The 18722-nt window shown below is 68.1% G+C and carries 12 protein-coding genes and 5 pseudogenes; 9 read left to right on the forward strand and 8 right to left on the reverse strand.

All coding sequences use genetic code 11. The features are described 5' to 3' along the window. Positions 1 to 4 precede the first annotated feature (4 nt). The 4 genes and pseudogenes from BLW85_RS40385 to moaA form a co-directional block, all read right to left on the reverse strand. A pseudogene (locus tag BLW85_RS40385) lies at positions 5 to 109 on the reverse strand (ubiquitin family protein); the annotation flags it as partial. A 52-nt stretch (positions 110 to 161) separates the two neighbouring features. Then, positions 162 to 1430: a molybdopterin molybdotransferase MoeA gene (locus BLW85_RS33035; protein ID WP_079172482.1), complete on the reverse strand. Its 1269-nt coding sequence runs from the start codon at positions 1428 to 1430 to the stop codon at positions 162 to 164. After that, positions 1427 to 1675, reverse strand: a pseudogene (locus BLW85_RS33040) (DUF6457 domain-containing protein); the annotation flags it as partial. The gene BLW85_RS33035 and the pseudogene BLW85_RS33040, both read right to left, overlap by 4 nt. Before the next feature lie 110 nt (positions 1676 to 1785). Continuing rightward, positions 1786 to 2766, reverse strand: coding sequence for a GTP 3',8-cyclase MoaA (gene moaA, locus BLW85_RS33045; protein WP_244175057.1), 981 nt, complete (start codon positions 2764 to 2766; stop codon positions 1786 to 1788). A gap of 794 nt (positions 2767 to 3560) precedes the next feature. Between moaA and BLW85_RS33050 the strand changes: the two genes are divergently transcribed. From BLW85_RS33050 to nrfD, 6 genes and pseudogenes are all read left to right on the forward strand, one after another. Continuing rightward, positions 3561 to 5852 (forward strand): FdhF/YdeP family oxidoreductase, encoded by a 2292-nt coding sequence (locus tag BLW85_RS33050; protein WP_074994783.1) that lies wholly within the window; start codon positions 3561 to 3563, stop codon positions 5850 to 5852. 237 nt (positions 5853 to 6089) lie between these two features. Continuing rightward, positions 6090 to 6923: a formate dehydrogenase accessory sulfurtransferase FdhD gene (gene fdhD / locus BLW85_RS33055; protein WP_074994785.1), complete on the forward strand. Its 834-nt coding sequence runs from the start codon at positions 6090 to 6092 to the stop codon at positions 6921 to 6923. Between the two features lie 174 nt (positions 6924 to 7097). Further along, positions 7098 to 8027: a LysR family transcriptional regulator gene (locus BLW85_RS33060; RefSeq protein ID WP_074994788.1), complete on the forward strand. Its 930-nt coding sequence runs from the start codon at positions 7098 to 7100 to the stop codon at positions 8025 to 8027. 270 nt (positions 8028 to 8297) lie between these two features. Further along, positions 8298 to 11519, forward strand: a pseudogene (gene fdh / locus BLW85_RS33070) (formate dehydrogenase); the annotation flags it as partial. A 92-nt stretch (positions 11520 to 11611) separates the two neighbouring features. Next, entirely contained in the window at positions 11612 to 12646 is a 1035-nt protein-coding gene (locus BLW85_RS33075; RefSeq protein WP_070026043.1) for a 4Fe-4S dicluster domain-containing protein, read from the forward strand. Further along, positions 12643 to 13761: an NrfD/PsrC family molybdoenzyme membrane anchor subunit gene (gene nrfD, locus BLW85_RS33080; RefSeq protein WP_079172484.1), complete on the forward strand. Its 1119-nt coding sequence runs from the start codon at positions 12643 to 12645 to the stop codon at positions 13759 to 13761. The genes BLW85_RS33075 and nrfD overlap by 4 nt, the downstream gene beginning before the upstream one ends. A 293-nt stretch (positions 13762 to 14054) precedes the next feature. On the opposite strand, the pseudogene BLW85_RS33085 reads toward nrfD, so the two are convergent. From BLW85_RS33085 to BLW85_RS33100, 4 genes and pseudogenes are all read right to left on the reverse strand, one after another. Beyond that, positions 14055 to 14326 (reverse strand): annotated as a pseudogene (locus BLW85_RS33085) (transposase); the annotation flags it as partial. A gap of 25 nt (positions 14327 to 14351) precedes the next feature. Continuing rightward, positions 14352 to 14786, reverse strand: a complete 435-nt coding sequence (locus BLW85_RS33090) for a hypothetical protein (protein WP_074994799.1) — start codon at positions 14784 to 14786, stop codon at positions 14352 to 14354. 170 nt (positions 14787 to 14956) lie between these two features. Further along, a pseudogene (locus BLW85_RS33095) lies at positions 14957 to 15136 on the reverse strand (hypothetical protein); the annotation flags it as partial. A gap of 12 nt (positions 15137 to 15148) precedes the next feature. Then, on the reverse strand, positions 15149 to 15511 hold the full coding sequence (locus BLW85_RS33100; protein ID WP_079172485.1) for a transposase: 363 nt from the start codon (positions 15509 to 15511) through the stop codon (positions 15149 to 15151). Between the two features lie 271 nt (positions 15512 to 15782). Between BLW85_RS33100 and BLW85_RS38940 the strand changes: the two genes are divergently transcribed. The 3 genes from BLW85_RS38940 to BLW85_RS33115 all read left to right on the forward strand — a co-directional run bounded on the left by BLW85_RS38940 (position 15783) and on the right by BLW85_RS33115 (position 18467). Beyond that, positions 15783 to 16400: a hypothetical protein gene (locus BLW85_RS38940; protein ID WP_167381360.1), complete on the forward strand. Its 618-nt coding sequence runs from the start codon at positions 15783 to 15785 to the stop codon at positions 16398 to 16400. Positions 16401 to 16419: 19 nt separating this feature from the next. Next, complete coding sequence (locus BLW85_RS40660) at positions 16420 to 16548, forward strand: hypothetical protein (RefSeq protein ID WP_279628622.1); 129 nt, start codon at positions 16420 to 16422, stop codon at positions 16546 to 16548. A gap of 500 nt (positions 16549 to 17048) precedes the next feature. Beyond that, positions 17049 to 18467 (forward strand): ISL3 family transposase, encoded by a 1419-nt coding sequence (locus BLW85_RS33115; RefSeq protein ID WP_208624931.1) that lies wholly within the window; start codon positions 17049 to 17051, stop codon positions 18465 to 18467. The last annotated feature ends 255 nt before the right edge of the window (positions 18468 to 18722 follow it).

Consider the following 18722-nt stretch of genomic DNA (forward strand, 5'->3'; position numbering starts at 1 on the left):
CCACTCAGCCGCCTGCGAACGGGGGCAGCACCTCGACGGTGCCTCCTTCGGCTAGGAGGATCGCAGCATGGTCGCGACGCCCGGCCTGGGTTCCGTCGACCAGGACATGGCTCCTGTGGATGCTGTTGGCTCCCTTGCGGCGGGGAGCCCGGTGTCGGTGGTCATGGTCCGGGTATCCCGAGGACTTCCACGGCGGCCCCGGTGACCGCACCTCCGGCCGGGACCACTGCAAGGCCGTCGGCGAGCGCCAGCCCACGCAGCATCGCCGACCCGCTGTACGGCAGTGGCGCCACCTCGCACTCCGTGCGGCGCACCGGCAGCAACCGGGTGTCTCGTGGGTGCCCCGGCAGTGGCGCGGCGGTGGCCATGCGGAGCGGCTCGGCGTCCGGGTGCCCGCCGAGCCGACGCAAGAGCGGCATCGCCAGGGTCACCATGCCGGCCACAGCGGCCAGCGGGTTGCCGGGGAGGCCGACCAACCGACGGGACCGTCCGTCGGTGGCCGGCGGTAGTTGGGCGAGCAGCATGGGGTGGCCGGGTCGTACGGCGACGGAGTCGACCAGCAGTCGGGCGCCCGCCTCGCCGAGAGCGTCGTGCAGGAAGTCCACCGGCCCGCCGGCGGTGCTGCCCGTGGTGACGACGACATCGGCGCGGGAGTGGCGTAGGGCCTTCCGTACCTGTCCGGGGTCGTCGCCCACCATGCGGTGGCCAAGCACCTGGGCGCCGCAGCTTCGCAGCCACGGCGGCAGCATTGGCCCCAGCGCGTCCCGCACCAGCCCGTCCCGAGGCGGGCCGGATGTCAGCAACTCGTCGCCGAACAGCAGTAGTTCAACGGTCGGGCGGCGATGTACGGCCACCTGGTCGTAACCGGCTGCCGCCGCCAGTCCCAGCATGGCCGGGGTCATGGTGACACCGGCGGGGACCAGTGGTTCGCCTGAGTGGCATTCCTGGCCGCGTGGCCGGACGTCGCGTCCCGGTGGCAGGGGGCCCGGTCCGGTGGTGCGGTCGTACAGCGTGCCGTCCCGGTCCTCGGTCTCCCCGCGCTCCCGGCGCAGTACGGCGGTCGCACCCGGCGGCAGCGGGGCACCGGTGGCGATGGGTACGGCGCTGCCGTCGTCGAGCGGCTCGGGTCGGTCCCCGGCCAGGACGGCGGCGCCTCGCAGCTGCCACGGCCCCGGTCCGGCCACGGCCCAGCCGTCCATCGCCGACGTGTCGAACGGCGGCAGATCGGTGAGCGCGGTCAGCGGTTCGGCGAGGGCGTGACCGAGAGCCCCGGCGAGGTCGCACGTGAGGACGGGCAGTGGTCCTCCGGCGCTGCCGCGGGCGACCGAGCGGGCCTGCTCCCACGCGATGGCCGGGCCCGGTGCGCGCCGCGTGGCCGAGGCCGCCTGCTGTGCTGTCCCGTCCGCTCCCTGCGTACGTGCGGCGGTCATGCGGTTTCCGGGTCTTCCTGGGACTCGGCCCCCCAGCGTTCGGCCAGCACTGCCACCTTGCGGTTGGCCTCGGCGACCGCCGCGGTCCCGCCGCCTGCCTGCGCGGCGGCATAGCCGACCAGGAAGGAGGTCAACGGAGCGGCGGGGCGCGCCACACCCTGGGCGACGACCTTTGTCATGTCGAGCAGACCGGCGATGTCGACGTCGAGGTCGACACCTAGCTCCGTCTTGACGGCGGCAATCCATTTACGCATGTCAGCCCACCTTTCCTCGGTTCTTGTCTTCCGTACAGGGCTGCCGGGCGCCGTCGCCGAAGCCCGGGCAGCGGCCGGCGGACGGCGACGGCAGTGGTTCATCAGCCGCCGATCGCCGACATCGGTCGTTGCGGGCGGCGGAATTCGGGGCTGTCGATGGCGTGGCCGGGTCCCTTGCCCGCGACCGAGGCGCGCCAGGCAGCCTCCAGGGCCGCGTCGTCGGCACCGCCGCGCAGCAGTGCCCGCAGATCGGACTCCTTGGTGGCGAAGAGGCAGTTGCGCAGCTGCCCGTCGGCCGTCAGCCGCACCCGGTCGCAGTTGCCGCAGAACGGGCGGGTGACGCTGGCGATCACGCCGACCGTGGTCTGTGTACCGGCGATGCGCCACTCCTCCGCGGGCGCGTTGTCCTGCCGCTCGACCGGCACCAGCTCGAAGCGCTCGCCCAGGCGGTCCAGGATCTCCTGCGCGGTGACCATCCGGTCTCGTGCCCAGGCGCCCTGCGCGTCCAAGGGCATCGACTCGATGAACCGCATCCGGTAGCCGCCGTTGACGGAGAAGGCGGCCAGGTCGGCGATCTCGTCGTCGTTGACTCCGCGCACCGGGACAGCGTTGACCTTGACAGGGGTGAGGCCCGCGGTGCGCGCGGCGCGCAGCCCTTCCAGCACGTCCGCGAGCCGGTCGCGGCGGGTGATCTCGGCAAACCGCTCGGCGCGCAGCGTGTCCAGACTGACGTTGACCCGGCTCAGCCCGGCCTCGCGCAGTGCGGAGGCGATGCGCGACAGGCCGATGCCGTTGGTGGTGAGCGACAGTTCCGGGGAGGGGGTGAGGGAGGCGAGGCGGGCGACCAGTTGGGGCAGGCCTCGGCGCAGCAGCGGCTCACCGCCGGTCAGTCTGACCTCGGTGATACCCAGCCTCTGTGTACCGATGCGGATCAGGCGCACGACCTCGTCGTCGGTGAGCACTTCGGCGCGGGGCAGCCAGTCGAGGCCTTCGGCGGGCATGCAGTACGTGCAGCGCAGGTTGCACCGGTCGGTGATGGAGACCCTCAAGTCCGTGTGGACACGCCCGAATCGGTCCACCAGCGGGGACGAGCGGCCGGAAGGACTCTCTGCAACGTAGTGCCGACCCGGACCGGTCCCGGCGCGATCGGCGCCTTGATCAGGATGGACTTGGGGCACGGTCTGCCTTCTTCCTCTGCCTGGGGGCAGTCACGCAATGGAGAGCGACGGCGGTGGTGAGACGCCACCACTCGGCGGTGCCCCGGCGGAAAGCGGCACCCATGTGGTGAGTTCTCGGACGCCTGCTCGGATCCACCGTGCCTGGCCGGGGCCGTTCGACGCGGACGAGTACTTCGCCGGGGTGAACGGCACCAGGGTGACAGCCGCGGGTGCGGTCGCGCTCCCGGCGAAATGACAGATCCGTCGACACTGTTTTTCTTGCAGGCGCCGCAACTTGCTCGTGTCCCACCATCGGTTGATTCCCCAGGACAAGTCAAAGAGGAATTCTCGATTTCATGATAGGTGGCAGTTATCCGGACCGAGAGCAGTGCACTGCGGGGTTCCCGAAACCGAAGCTCCGCACACGTCCTGCCTCTTCCGTGGAACCAGTCCATCCCAGGGATCAATAAGCGTCACCTATCAGGCCATCGGCAACTCCTCTTTGACAATTGCTCCGGTGTCGGCAGAAGCTGCCTCGCAGTGAAATCGCGTGTTCGCGCAGAACGCGAGAACATTCGTTGGAAAATCCTGGTTCCTGGACAGGGGAATGAACTGCCGCTTTCGGTCAGAAACCTCGAGTGGGCAGGGCGCCGACACCAACCGCGGACCAGCCTCGCCTCACCCGCGCAGGCGCGTCACAGAAAGAGGCAGACCAGATCATGAGCAGCATCGAGGATCCGAGCGACGACCTGTCGGTCACCCCGCCCAAGACATGGGCGACGGGTGTCCCCGCGGTGACACACGCTCTGCAGTACTCACTGGGCCAGACGTCGGTGCGTCGCACGGCGTTGACGCTGCTGAACATCAACCAGGCCAAGGGCTTCGACTGTCCTGGATGCGCATGGCCCGAACCCGCCCCCGGCAAGCGGCACATGAACGAGTACTGCGAGAACGGGGCCAAGCACATCAACGACGAGGCCACCTCGCGCCGCGTCACCCGGGAGTTCTTCCGCGAGCATTCGATCGCGGAGCTGGACGGCAAGTCGGACTACTGGCTCAACCAGCAGGGCCGGCTGACCGAGCCGATGGTCAAGCGGCCCGGCGCCACCCACTACGAGCCGATCTCCTGGGACGACGCCTTCGACATCCTCGCCAGGGAACTGCACCACCTCACCTCACCCGACCAGGCCCTGTTCTACGTGTCGGGCCGGCTCAACAACGAAGCCGCCTTCCTGCTCCAGCTGTTCGCCCGCGCCTACGGCACGAACAACCTCCCGGACTGCTCCAACATGTGCCACGAGTCCAGCGGCTTCGGTCTGGGCCAGTCACTGGGCATCGGCAAGGGCAGCGTCTCCCTGGACGACATCCACAACTCCGACCTGATCTTCGTCGTCGGGCAGAACCCCGGCACCAACCACCCCCGGATGCTCTCCGCACTGGAAGAGACCAAACGCAACGGCGGCCAGGTCATCGCCGTCAACACCTTGCCCGAGGCCGGACTGATGCGGTTCAAGCACCCGCAAAAGGCCCGTGGCGTGATCGGCAAGGGCACCGCGATCGCGGACCAGTTCCTCCACATCCGTGCCGGCGGCGACCTCGCCCTCTTCCAAGCCCTCAACCTGCTCTTGCTCCAAGCCGAGGACGCCGCCCCCGGCACCGTGCTCGACCACTCCTACATCCGCTCCGACACCACCGGCTTCAACGCCTTCGCCGAACACGCCCGCACCATCACCTGGGACGACATCCTCGCCGCCACCTCCCTCACCCGAGAAGAGATCGAACAGGTCCACCAACGGGTGCTGAACGCCAACAGCATCATCGTGTGCTGGGCGATGGGCATCACCCAGCAGAAACACGGGGTCGCCTCCATCCGCGAAATCTGCAACTTCCTCATGCTGCGCGGCAACATAGGCAAACGCGGCGCCGGCGTCTGCCCCGTCCGCGGCCACTCCAACGTGCAAGGCGACCGCACCATGGGAGTCTGGGAACAGATGCCGCAGGAATTCCTCGACGCACTCGGCACAGAATTCAACTTCACCCCACCCACCCACCACGGCCTGGACGCCGTCAACGGCATCCGCGCCATGCGCGACGGCAAAGCCCACGTCTTCATCGGAGTCGCCGGCAACTTCGCCCGCGCCACCCCCGACAGCAACGTCACCGAAGCAGCCCTACGCAACTGCCGGCTGACCGCACAGGTATCCACCAAACTCAACCGATCCCACACCGTCTGCGGCGACACCGCCCTCATCTTGCCCACCCTGGGCCGTAGCGACCGCGACGTACAGGACAGCGGCGAACAATTCATCACCGTCGAAGACTCCATGAGCGAGGTCCATGCCTCCCGAGGCCGCCTCACCCCGGCCTCCCCACACCTGCTCAGCGAAGTCGCCATCATCTCCCGCATGGCCCGACGCACCCTCGGCGACAAGGTGGACATCCCCTGGGAACAGTTCGAGGCCGACTACGACACCATCCGTGACCGGATCGCACGAGTGATCCCGGGCTTCGAGGACTTCAACACCCGCGTCGGCAAGCCCGGCGGTTTCGTCCTGCCCAACCCCGTCAACTCGCACATCTACCCCACTCCCAGCGGCAAAGCCGTCTTCACCCGCAACGAGTTCGCCAAGCTCGAAGCCCCCAAGGGCCACCTCATCCTCCAGACACTGCGCTCCCACGACCAGTGGAACACCATCTGGTACGCCCCCAACGACCGCTACCGCGGCATCCACAACGCCCGCCGCGTCGTCATGGTCAACCCCGACGACCTCACCACACTCGGCTTCCAAGACCGCGATCACGTCGACCTCGTCAGCATCTGGCACGACGGCACCGAACGCCGGGCCCCCGACTTCCAGATAGTCGCCTACCCCACCAGCCGCGGCTCAGCAGCCGCCTACTACCCCGAAACCAACGTCCTCGTACCCCTCGACAGCGTCGCCGACATCAGCAACTGCCCCACCTCCAAAGGCGTCATCATCCGCCTCGAACCCACCCGCGAAGCGGCCTGAGCCAAAGACCGATTGCGCCTCCAGTGCCCGTCGATGTAGCCCATGGGCCCGCTCCAACCGCGGGTCCGTACGGGCCGCGGCCGGACGGGAACCGGGCTGGAGCAGGTCCTCGCCCGCTGCGGACGGACGGAATCCACTGGCGCGACACCCCCGATGGCGGTCTCTGGTCCTCCGATGCGTCGGACGAACTCAACCGCACGCACCGTCGGAGCGGGCCTTCGAAGAGAGGAGTGAACCATGGGACGAGTGACCGCGCGGCGCCGAGTCCTGCGTATCCGGGAAGGTGTGTCCTCCTACCGGCCGGACACCCTGGCCGCCGAGGAACCGATGGAGATCCGGGTCGGTGGCCGTCCGCTCACCGTGACCATGCGCACCCCGGGCGACGACTTCGATCTCGCGACCGGATTCCTGGTGAGCGAAGGCGTGGTTCACGCCGCCGACGACGTGGCCGCGATCCGCTACTGCGCGGGCGCCACATCCGACGCTGGCAACACCTACAACGTGGTGGACCTCGTCCTCGCACCGGGGGTGGCTGCCCCTGACGCGTCGCTGGAGCGGAACTTCTACACGACGTCGTCGTGCGGGCTGTGCGGCAAGGCCGGCCTGGACGCGGTGCGCACCTCTGCCTCGTGGTCCGTCGCCGAGGACCCGCTGCGCATCGGACCGGAGGTGCTGACGGTGCTCCCCGACCGACTGCGGGCCGCCCAGCGGGTCTTCGACAGCACCGGCGGCCTCCACGCCGCCGGACTCTTCTCGGCCGACGGTGAATTGCTGTGCCTGCGCGAGGACGTCGGCCGGCACAACGCCGTGGACAAGGTCGTCGGCCATGCCCTGCGATCCGGGATGCTGCCGCTGCGCGGGACGGTGCTGATGGTGAGCGGACGGGCCTCTTTCGAACTGGTGCAGAAGGCGGCGATGGCCGCGATCCCCGTACTGGCGGCCGTCTCCGCCCCGTCCTCGCTGGCGGTGGACCTGGCCGCGGAAAGCGGGCTGACCCTGGTCGGCTTCCTGCGTGGCGCCTCGATGAACGTATACACCGGCACCGAGCGCCTGGCGACAGTGCCCGTCTGATCTGCCCTCGCCGTGACTGGCGACCGCAGGCCCTGCCTGGCTCGCGGCGTAGGCGGTCCTGAAAGGGCACGGCCCCCACCTGGACCGCACGCCGCAACACAGCTGTGCGGTAACCCGGGGCACGCCGGGCAACCACGATTGGCTTTCGGATGAATTGTCCGGTAAACCCATCACGTGCTGTTTCGTCAACTCGAATACCTGGTGGCCCTCTCTCGCGAGCACCATTTCGCCCGAGCCGCCCAGTCCTGCTACGTCTCTCAGCCCGCCCTCTCCGAGGCGATCAGAAAGCTGGAGGACGAACTGGATGTGCCGTTGATCCGCCGCGGCCGCAAGTACGAGGGTCTCACGCCCGAGGGCGAACGCATCGTGATGTGGGCGCAGCGGATCCTGGCCGATCGCGACGCCCTGAAGAACGAGGTGAGCGCGCTGCGCACCGGGCTCAGCGGCAGGATGCGGATCGGTGCGGTCCCGACCGCTTCCGGTGCCGTCTCCCTGCTGACCGGCCCGTTCTGCACCGCGCACCCACTGGTCACCGTGGAAGTCATGGCGGATCTCCGGTCGGAGGAAATTCTCCGGCAACTGCAGAATTTCGAGCTCGACGCCGGAATCACCTATCTACACAAGGACCTCTCCAAGAATTTCCGGGCGGTCCCGCTGTACGAGGAACGGTATGTGCTGCTGACCACCACCGTGGACGGCCTCACCGATCCCACGACGGCGACGTGGACGGATGCCTCAAGGCTCCCGCTGTGCCTGTTGACCGGGTCCATGCAAGGGCGTCAGGTCCTGGACGAGTTGTTCGCCGAGGCCGGGCTGCGGCCATCACCCCGCGTCGAGACCGATTCGGTGGCCGCACTGTTCGCCCATGTCAGGACGGGGCAGTGGGCGAGCATCGTGCCGCACACCTGGCTGCATGTCTTCGGTGTCCCGCACGGCATGCGGGCGGTACCACTGACCGAGCCCGCCCGGACCGTGCCGGTCGGGCTGGTCGTCACCACTCGGGAGCCGGTCTCGGTCATGGCTCGCGCGCTGACGGAAATCGCCCGGCACACCGATGTCGCCGCCGACCTGGAAGGCCTCCCTGGGGACACCGGGCCGCGGTGAAGCCGACGGCGCGCGACGTGCCGCAGCGAGAACGGTCTTGTGGGTTCACTCGTGCCGCCGCTGCGGTGCGCCTTGCGGTCCGGAGGAGATCGTCTTCACCTGCTCGGGCTCGGAGGCGAACAACCTTGCGCCGCGTGGCGTTGTTCGCCGTGCATATATCCACCTGGAAGAGGCCTTGCCGGTCCTGGTCCGCGGCGCGCTGACTTGCGACGGGTCTTTGAGCCGGTAGCGTCGAACAGGCTGGGGGCCCATGCACGAAGGAGCAGGCGGATGGGCGTGAAACGGTGGTTGGATCTGTGGCCCGTGTACCGGCAGATCACCGGTGCAGACTGGCTGGGCCGCGGCTTGGCGGTCCAGTCGAAGAGGTCGGCCCATCTCAAGCCCCGCACCGAGGAAGCCGACCGAGTAGTGCACTCGGTGTGCCCCTACTGCGCCGTGGGCTGCTCACAGAACGTCTTCGTCAAGGACGAGAAGGTCATCCAGATCGAGGGCAACCCGAACAGCCCGGTCAACCGCGGCCGTCTGTGCCCCAAGGGATCCTGCAGCAAGCAGCTCGTCACCGGGCCGCAGCGTGAGGACAAGGTGCTCTACCGGGCTCCCTACGCGACCGAGTGGCAGCACCTGGACCTGGACACGGCCATGGACATGGTGGCCGACCGGGTCCTGGACGCCCGGCGCCGGGGCTGGCAGGACACCGACGAACAGGGCCGGCCACTGCGGCGCACCTTGGGTTTCGCGGGCCTGGGCGGCGCGGCGCTGGACAACGAGGAAAACTACCTGATCAAGAAGTTGTTCACCGCTCTGGGTGCCTTGCAGATCGAGAACCAGGCGCGTATTTGACACTCCGCCACCGTTCCCGGTCTGGGAACCTGTCTCGGACGTGGCGGCGCTACCAACTACCCGGAGGACCTGACCAATTCCGACTGCATCATCATCATGGGCTCGAACATGGCCGAAGCCCATCCCGTCGCGTTCCAGTGGGTCACCGAAGCCAAGGTGCGCGGCACCAAAGTGATCCACATCGACCCCCGCTTCACCCGCACCAGCGCCCATGCCGGCCAGCACGTGCGGATCAGGGTGGGATCCGACATCGCCTTCCTCGGCGGAGTGGTCAACTACATCCTCTCCAACGACCTGCACTTCAAGGAGTACGTGCAGGCGTACACCAACGCCACGTTTCTGGTCAACGAGGAATTCCGGGACACCGAGGACCTGGACGGCCTGTTCAGCGGCTACGACCCGGAGACCGGTTCGTACGACAGCACCAGCTGGGCGTACGAGGTCGCCGAAGAGAGCGACGGACGGCAGGGCAGCACACTCCTCTCCGCAACCCCCGCACAGGCGGCCGGCGGTCACGAGTCGCCGCCGGGCCCGCCCGGACGAATCGCCACCGACCCCACCATGCAGCACCCGCGCTGTGTGCTCCAGGTACTCAAGCGGCACTACTCCCGGTACACGCCCGAGATGGTCGAGCGGGTCTGCGGCATCACCCAGCAGCAGTTCCTCGACGTGTGCCGCACCTGGACCGAGAACTCGGGCCGCGAGCGCACCACCGCACTCGTCTACAGCGTCGGCTGGACACAGCACAGCGTCGGCGCCCAGTACATCCGGGCCGGTGCCATCGTCCAGCTGCTGCTCGGCAACCTCGGGCGCCCCGGCAGCGGCATCCTCGCCCTGCGCGGCCACGCCAGCATCCAGGGGTCCACGGACATCCCGACCCTGTACAACCTGCTGCCGGGCTACCTCCCGATGCCCAACGTCACCCATGAGACCCTGGGCATGTTCCTGGACGACGTACGCCACGTCATGCGCAAGGGCTACTGGGACGCCGCCGACGCCTACATGATCTCCCTGCTCAAGGAGTACTGGGGCGACGCGGCCACCCCGGAGAACGACTTCTGCTACGGCTACCTGCCACGCATCAACGACGACCACGGCACCTACCGCACGGCCATGGACATGCTCGAAGGCAAGGTGTACGGCTACTTCCTGGTGGGGCAGAACCCCGCGGTCGGCTCCGCACACGGAAGGCTGCAACGACTCGCCCTCGCCAAGCTGGAGTGGCTGGTCGTCCGCGACCTGGCGATGATCGAGAGCGCGACCGTCTGGAAGGACGCGCCGGAGATCGAGAGGGGCGAGATCTCCACCGAGACCTGTCCCACAGAGGTGTTCTTCTTTCCCGCTGCCTCGCACGTGGAGAAGGCCGGCACCTTCACGCAGACACAGCGCATGGTCCAGTGGCGTGACAAGGCCGTCGAACCCATCGGCGACCGCCGCTCCGACTTGTGGTTCTTCTACCACCTCGGCCGGATCCTCCGGGCGAAACTGGAGGGTTCGGAGGACGAGCGCGACCGTCCCGTCCTCGACATGGCCTGGGACTACGAGATGGAGGAGGGGGACGAGCCGTCCGCCGAGGACGTCCTGCGCCACATCAACGGCATCGACCTGCGCACCGGCCGCACCGTGAGCAGCTACGAGGACCTCAAGGCCGACGGGACCACCGCGTGTGGCTGCTGGATTTACAGTGGCGTCTTCGCGAACGAGCACAATCACGCCCGGCGACGCAACTCGCGCTTCGAGCACCCGATCTTGGACGGCCAGTGGGGGTGGGTGTGGCCGCTGAATCGGAGGATTCTCTACAACCGGGCGTCCGCGGACCCCGACGGACGGCCGTGGAGCGACCGCAAAGCCCTCATCTGGTGGGACGAGGAACGCGGTGAGTGGGTCGGCGGCGACGACCCGGACTTCCAGCGGAACAAGCCGCCGCGCTACGAGCCTCCGCCGGACGCGGCCGGTCCAGAGGCGCTGACCGGCGACGACGCGTTCATCATGATGGGCGACGGGAAGGCAGCGCTGTTCACGCCGACCGGTCTGGTGGACGGCCCCCTGCCCACTCACTACGAGCCGGAGGAGTCGGTCGTACGCAACCACCTCTACGGTCAGCAGTCCAACCCGACCCGGATGATCTACAAGAAGACCTACAACCCCTACAACCCCTCGCCGCCTCAGGGGCACAGTGAGGTGTTCCCGTACGTGTTCACCGCCTCCCGGTACACCGAGCACCATACGGCCGGCGCGATGAGCCGCACGCTGCCCTACCTCTCGGAGCTGCAGCCCGGCCTGACCGTGGAGGTGTCGCCGGAGCTCGCCGCCGAGCGGGGCCTGCACCACATGGGCTGGGCACACGTGATCACCAGCCGCACTGCGGTCGAGGCAAGGGTGGTCGTCACCGACCGGCTGGCGCCGCTGAACTTCGACGGCCGCAAGGTGCACCAGCTCTGGATGCCCTACCACTGGGGCAGCCGCGGGATCACCACGGGCGACGTGGTCAACGACCTGATCGGCGTGGTGCTCGACCCCAACGTGCTGATCCAGGAGAGCAAGGTGGTCACCTGCGACATTCAGCCCGGACGGCGCCCCCGCGGTCCCGAACTCCTGGAGTATGTCGAGGACTACCGGCGCCGCGCCGGGATCACCCTGGACACGGGCACCCACGAGTTGACGGTCGACGTTCCCGATTCGGGGACGGACGGGCATCCAGGTAACGGCCACGCTGCCGGCACGGACGGGTCGGAGGGCTCCTCATGACCGAGACGAGAAAGAACGAGAACAGCTTCTTCGGCCCGCTGGAGGACCCCGCCGGGGACGCCGGTTACCCCGAGGACCACCCGCCCAGGATGGGTTTCTTCACCGACACCTCCGTCTGTATCGGCTGCAAGGCATGCGAGGTGGCCTGCAAGGAGTGGAACGGCGTACCGGCCGACGGATTCGACCTGCTGGGTATGTCCTACGACAACACCGGCTCGCTCGGTGCCAGCAGCTGGCGGCACGTCGCCTTCATCGAACAGGATCTGCAGCTCGGTACGCAGGACGCCGGTCTGCAGGGTCTGCCCACCGGGCCCTCCGGCACCGGGCCGGCGGCCGAGGTCGTCGCCGGGGCGATCCGCAAGGGCCACCGGGCCGGCGGCGAACTGGGCACCGAGCCAGTGCACCTGGGCTTCCCCGGCTTCGGACTGCCCGGCGCCGCGAGCGGCGCGGAGACCCGCACCGATTTCCGCTGGCTGATGTCCTCGGATGTGTGCAAGCACTGCACCCACGCGGCCTGCCTCGACGTCTGCCCGACCGGCGCGCTCTTCCGTACCGAGTTCGGCACCGTCGTGGTCCAGCCCGACATCTGCAACGGCTGTGCCTACTGCGTCTCCGCCTGCCCCTACGGCGTCATCGACCGGCGCCCCGACGACGGCCGGGCCTGGAAGTGCACCCTGTGCTATGACCGGCTCAAGGGCGGTCTGGAGCCGGCCTGTGCCAAGGCCTGCCCGACCGACTCCATCCAGTTCGGCGTGCTCGACGAACTGCGGGAGCGCGCGGACCGCCGCCTGGAGCAACTACACGAGGCGGGTGTGGCCTCCGCTCAGCTGTACGGTCGTGACCCCGAGGACGGGGTCGGCGGCGATGGCGCCTTCTTCCTGCTCCTCGACGAGCCAGAGGTCTACGGGCTGCCGCCGGACCCGATCGTCACCACCCGGGACGTGGGGTCCATGTGGAAGCACGCGGGCGTGGCCGCCGGGCTCATGGTGGCCTCGGCCGCTGTCGTGTTCGTCAAGGGAGGCCGTAGATGACCAGGGGCGAACGGGCGCGCCACGAGCCGCAGGACGAAGCGGGAGCCGCCGACTCCACGGGCACGTCCTCCGCGGGCGGCAGCAGCGGCAAGAAGCGGAAAAAGGGCCACAAGGGCGGCGAGGGAAAGGAGTCGGTGGTCCCTCCCGCGGAGTTCAAGTCGTACTACGGACGCCCGGTGCTCAAACCTCCGCTCTGGGAGTGGAAGGTCCCCGCCTATCTCCTCTCCGGTGGACTCTCGGCCGGCGCCGCCCTGCTGGCGGCGGGCGCCGACCTGACCGATCGGCCGCAGCTGTGCCGGTCCTGCCGTATCGGCGGTTTCGGGGCGCTGCTCGCCAGCAGCTACTTCCTCATCGGCGACCTGGGCCGCCCCCTGCGCTTCCACCACATGATGCGGGTGGCGAAGCCGACTTCCCCGATGTCGATGGGCACCTGGATCCTGATGTTCTACAGCCCGGGCAGCTCGCTGGCCGGAATGGTCGAACTTCTGCCGAAGCCATGGCGCACCCAAGGCTCCCTCGGCACCACCCTGAAATGGGTGGCCCGGCTGAGCGGCATCTCCGCGGCCGTGTTCGCCCCCGCGCTCGCCTCCTACACGGCCGTTCTCCTCGCCGACACCGCGGTGCCCGCCTGGCACGAGGCCTACCGTGAACTGCCGTTCGTCTTCGCGGGCTCCGCCGTCGCCAGCGGTGCGGGTCTGGCGATGGTCTGCTCGCCGGTGTCGGAGGCGGGTCCGGCCCGGCGGCTGGCTCTCCTCGGCGCCGCGATCGAGATCGCGGCGGCCCACCGCATCGACCACAAGCCGACGTTCGAGACGTCGACGTACACGCATGGTGAGCCGCACAGGCTGCGCAAGATCTCGGAGTACCTCACCATCGGTGGCGCGGTCGCCGCGCTCACCTTCGCCCGGCGCAGCCGCGTCGTCGCCGCGCTCGGCGGCCTGGCGCTCCTCGCGGGCAGCGGGTTCCAGCGCTTCGGGACCTTCGAGGCCGGCGTGGAGTCCACGAAGGATCCGATCTACGTGGTGAAGCCGCAGCGCGCACGCCTCGAGGCTCGTCGCAGGGAGCAGGAGGAACAGGAGGAGCGGGACAAGAAGCAGGGGCAGGCCAGGCACTGACTTCGTCCTGGCACACGCCCGGCTGACGGGTGTACCGGCCACGCACACACCTCCGGTGTGGCGCGGATACCAGGGGCGCTGACCGACGTAACCCGGCGAGGATTTCAGTCGGTGGCTCCTCCTTGCCGACGCCCAGACCTCCGGTGGCCTCCTCCTCGCCGGTCAGGCGTGGCCGCACGCGCGGCTGCTGACTCTGGTGACCAAAATCGTGGAAAACCGCAGGTCCTAAGGGCTGTCCCGCAATCGATCTTTGAGCGCGTCCGCGGTCGCCGGGTTCGCGCTGCGCGGGTGGTCTACACGGGCTGTAGGAGGTGGTGCAGGCGGGCGATGCCGAGCATCGCGGTGTGGACGCCGTTGCCCTTCAGGCTGCAGTCGCGGAGGATCTTCCAGGTCTTCATGCGCGCGAAGACGTGCTCAACGCGGGCACGGACCTGCTTGTGGGAGTGGTTGTGCTCTTGCTTCCAGTCGCACATTCGTTGCTATTGCCCGGCGCGGGCCGGCCGACGGCGACGACCAAGCGGGAGTCGGCGTCGATGACCACCTGGTGGTTGGTCGAGTAGCGATACGGGACGCACCACTGGGGGGCGGGGTCAACCGGGCACCCGCGCTACCGTCAGCCCCTCACCGTCGTGCCGCTCAACCAGGACCGCGCTGCCGGCGAGGTAGATCCAGCAGTTGGGACGGACGTCTTCGACCACCTCGGCGTGGTCCGCGATCAGAGAGGCCTCCAGCGCCACCGACGGCACCGCAAGGTTGTCCCAGAAGACGATCGCGAGTTCGCCCGGCTCGGCATGCGCAAGAACAGTCCTGCGCAGCTGCCCGCCATCGAATGCGTCGCACCGGTCGATCACCTCATGCCCACGCCAGTCCAGCCGGACCGACCCCGCCGCTCCGAAGCGGTCCAGACTCATGGCGGCAAACGATCGGTCCTCCTGATACGAGAGCACCATCACGGAGTCGCCGACGGCCTCCAGGAGAGCCGCGATCGCCCCCCGCTGTGTCCCGTACATCTCGCTGGCGCCCACGCTGCTCCTACCGTTCCCTCTGCACCTGAACGGCACCGGGTACCGTTCAACGCGCCCCACGCCCCCGGCCGTCTTGCGCGGATCCTCATCAGCTCCGGGGCGGACCGGTCTCAGAGCTCCCACCAGAGGTCGATGTTCGGGTGGACTCTCTCGCGCAGACAGCTTAAGCCGCGGCGGCGCAGGGCCGAGTCGAGGGTCCAGGTCTGGCGCTGGTCGCCGGCGGTCTGCTGCTGGACGAGGTCGTTGGTGTAGTAGCCGATGGCGGTGCCGGGCAGGGCGGTGGTGCGGCCGAAGGTGTTGTACGTGTAGCCGCTGTTCACCAGCCGGTCGGCGGTGTCGTAGGTGTTGGTGGGTCTTCGAAGTTAGGCGGGGTGGAGGTGTCCGCGGGCCCGGCGGGTGGTGACGCAGCGTGTGCGTAGGCGTTGGTTGGCGGGGTTGCGGAAGCCGTGGGCGGCGCGGGCGACAAGCTTGATCACACGGTTGATGCCTTCGCTTTTGGCGTTGCTGTGTCCGGTGGCGATGAATGCGGCGATCTCGGGCCACCAGCGGTCCACCGTGACGGCCAGTTGGCGGACTTCGGGGATCTCGGAGTCCGCGCACCAGGTCAGGAACTTGAACCGCAGGTGGCCGATGCGGTGGCGGTCGACGCCCGCACGCAGCGCAGCATGGTGACCCGGAAGAAGAAGTCCGGGTACGCGCGGCACGCCTTCGCCCACATGCTGCACGTCATGCTGCGGATCGACGCCGGAGGGGCACGTCCGAGCAGCAGACGGCGACTACGCTCGACCTGCTCAACCGGGCCGACGCCGTGTCGACCTCGACGAAGGTCAAGACCCTGCACCCCGATTGGGGCGACACCGCCGTAAAGGCCGACGTCGCCGCGATCCTCGCCGACACCGGCGCCGCCGCCTCCGATCCCGTCGGGCACTTTCCCCTCAACTTTCCGCCGATAGCGAAACCGCAACGGCGACGTAGCTCTTGCCTCAAAGTGCAGCCATGCACCAAGAACGAAAACGCGGACGATCCGGCTATGCCCACCCCAGACGGCGACCGCGCCTGCCAGGGCAGCGGACCACACAAGAAGAGATCAGGCGTACCGATGAAAGTAGAGGGAGCGTCTGGATCAACACTATTTCCGCAGGCATCAGTGCTTTCATCGCAATTCCGGCTCTGATCCTCGCCCTATTGGCGTACGTCGACACGAGACAACAAGAGGAGGAAGGGGACATCAAGGAGGCGGCACAGATCAGCTGGTTCGTAGTTTCGAGCCCCGGACCCGCAGATCGGCTGCAAATCGAACTTGAAAATCGAAGCCTGCGGCCGATTTACGACCCAATAATCGTTTTACCTCCGGTCACCCAGTTCCTTCGTTTTGCCGAGACTGTAGCGCCCTGCACCAGAATGACCTATATAATTCCCGAGAAGTTGGCGGAACTCCCCAAGCATGGACACCTAGGGACAGTAGGTTTCCTGTTCTTTCGCGACTCCCTCAACCACTGGTGGGAGACCGGTTACAGCGGAGGGTTGAGTAAGGAATCAGGACCTCCTTACGACCCCAATGACCTCAGTTCGCCCGTGGATATGCATCGCGAGGAACTACAGAACTGCGGATGATTGTTCGGGGGTGCGCAGGATGCCGATTCACCCGGGCATGGTCGAACCCCTCGCCGAGCGCACCCGCGTTTTGTACGCAGACGGCGAGAACCGGCTACTCGGCATCATCGCCCGGCAGCTCGCCGACGGCCTCGACGCCCCAACGTGAGCCGAGCGAAAGCTCGCCGCCGTGCAGGCACTCAGGCGCAGCGCACAAGCCGTCGTCGACGGGCTCGGCAAGGCCGTGACCCTGGGCACCGCGCTGCGGGCGCCGAGCTCGGCGCCCTGACGGACCACGCCCGGCAACTGGTCGACCAGATCACGCCGAACGCGCAGGCCGTCGACCGCCTCGCCGCCGAGACCGTCATCCGCGTGACCGCGACGCACCGCTCGATTCTGCGCGCCGTCGTCGACGGATTCCGCCAGAGCGTCGCGGAGGTCACCGCAACGCCCCTGCTCGGCACCCGGCACCCGCAGGCAGGCCGCGCAGGACGCCATGCGCCGGTTTGCCGGATCTTCGAGCTTGCGTCTGGCTGTAGTCGGCCTGTCGCACCGTCACAGATAATGAATGCGGGGTGAGTTGGGCCCCGGATGCAGGAAGCCCGTGGTCGTGGGTGATCATGACTGTTCTCTACGCCTGGACACACGGGCTTGGACAACAATACGACGTTGCTGCTCGACCTGGACGGCCTGGCAGTTGAGAAGGTCGAGCGGCTTGCGGACGGCACCCGGCGGGTGTACCTGACTACCGCGGACGAGGCCGCACGGGCCTGTCCCTCCTGCGGGGTATTCGCCGTGCATGTGAAGGGATTCGTGCAGACTCGCCCACGGGATCTGCCCTACGGCGAGCGGGGGCTGGAGCTGGTGTGGCGCAAGCGACGCTGGTACTGCACCGAGCCGGCCTGCCCACGCCGGACCTTCACCGAGCAGGTGCGCCAGGTCCCGGCCGGGGCCCGGATCACCGAGCGACTGCGGAGTGCGGCCGGGCGGCGGGTGTGCGACGCCGGTTCCACCGTCGTTCAGGCAGCCCGGGACCTGGGCCTGTCCTGGCCCACGGTGATGCACGCCTTCCGCACCGCAGGGCAGGAGGTGAGCGCTGCCGCACTCGAACCGGTCGACGTCCTTGGGATCGACGAGACCCGGCGGGGCCGCATGCAGTGGCGGCAGAACCCGGAATCAGGTCGGTGGGAGCCCGTGGCGGATCGCTGGCACACCGGCTTCGTGGATGCTTTCGGCGTGCAGGGCCTGCTCGGGCAGGTCGAGGGCCGCGCCCCCTCGGACGTGCTGGCCTGGCTCGCCACGACGCCGCTGGCCTGGCGCCGGCAGATCCGCTACGTCGCGATCGACATGTCCGCCGGCTACCGCGCTGCGATCCGCACCGGGCTACCCCACGCTCAGGTCGTGGTCGACCACTTCCATGTGGTCCAGCTCGCCAACAAGATGCTCAACATCGTCCGACGCCGGACCACCGCCGCCCTGCGAGGCCGGCGCGGACGGGCCGCCGACCCGGAATGGAAAGCCAGACGCCGGCTTCTGCGCAACCGCGAGGACCTCACCGACGCCCAGTTCACCACGATGTGGAACGCACTGATCGACGCCGGGACGATCGGGATGACGCTGCTGACCGCCTGGATCGCCAAGGAACGGCTGCGGGACCTGCTCGCCTGCGCCCGCACCGGCGTCGGCCGTCACCGCATCGGCCACCTGCGGTTCAAGTTCCTGACCTGGTGCGCGGACTCCGAGATCCCCGAAGTCCGCCCTGGCCGTCACGGTGGACCGCTGGTGGCCCGAGATCGCCGCATTCCTCGCCACCGGACACAGCAACGCCAAAAGCGAAGGCATCAACCGTGTGATCAAGCTTGTCGCCCGCGCCGCCCACGGCTTCCGCAACCCCGCCAACCAACGCCTACGCACACGCTGCGTCACCACCCGCCGGGCCCGCGGACACCTCCACCCCGCCTAACTTCGAAGACCCGGTGTTGGTACCCGTTCGGCCGGATGCCGACAGGCTTCAGTGACGGTTGCCCGCGCGTTGGAAAATGCGTACGAGTAGGCATGGTCTTCCGGTCGGCCGTCCCGGATGCATAAATACTTTCTGGTCTCCGACTGCTTAACCGTCAGAGCGAAGACATTTTGGAGCCCAGAAACTTCCGAGCGTGCTGATGCGCCAGGTTGGATTCGGAGCCGCGGATTCCCGTCCCGGCATTCCCAAGACCCACACCATACGGCAGTCACTTCTGTGTGCGTGTCGTTGACCAGCGTGACGTGGGCAGACCCTTCGTTCGGATCCGAGGTAGTGGCACACGAACAGGCGAGAAGTGCCATGACAACCAAGACCCCGAT

Origin of the sequence: Streptomyces misionensis (assembly GCF_900104815.1) — a bacterium.
Lineage (GTDB): Bacteria > Actinomycetota > Actinomycetes > Streptomycetales > Streptomycetaceae > Streptomyces > Streptomyces misionensis.

What these genes read in the sequence shown, in the direction of transcription:
- BLW85_RS33035 (WP_079172482.1), bottom strand. Translation starts at nt 1,430, where the DNA reads ATGACCGCCGCACGTACGCAGGGAGCGGACGGGACAGCACAGCAGGCG.
- BLW85_RS33050 (WP_074994783.1), top strand. Translation starts at nt 3,561, where the DNA reads ATGAGCAGCATCGAGGATCCGAGCGACGACCTGTCGGTCACCCCGCCC.
- fdhD (WP_074994785.1), top strand. Translation starts at nt 6,090, where the DNA reads ATGGGACGAGTGACCGCGCGGCGCCGAGTCCTGCGTATCCGGGAAGGT.
- BLW85_RS33075 (WP_070026043.1), top strand. Translation starts at nt 11,612, where the DNA reads ATGACCGAGACGAGAAAGAACGAGAACAGCTTCTTCGGCCCGCTGGAG.
- nrfD (WP_079172484.1), top strand. Translation starts at nt 12,643, where the DNA reads ATGACCAGGGGCGAACGGGCGCGCCACGAGCCGCAGGACGAAGCGGGA.
- BLW85_RS38940 (WP_167381360.1), top strand. Translation starts at nt 15,783, where the DNA reads ATGCACCAAGAACGAAAACGCGGACGATCCGGCTATGCCCACCCCAGA.
- BLW85_RS40660 (WP_279628622.1), top strand. Translation starts at nt 16,420, where the DNA reads ATGCCGATTCACCCGGGCATGGTCGAACCCCTCGCCGAGCGCACCCGC.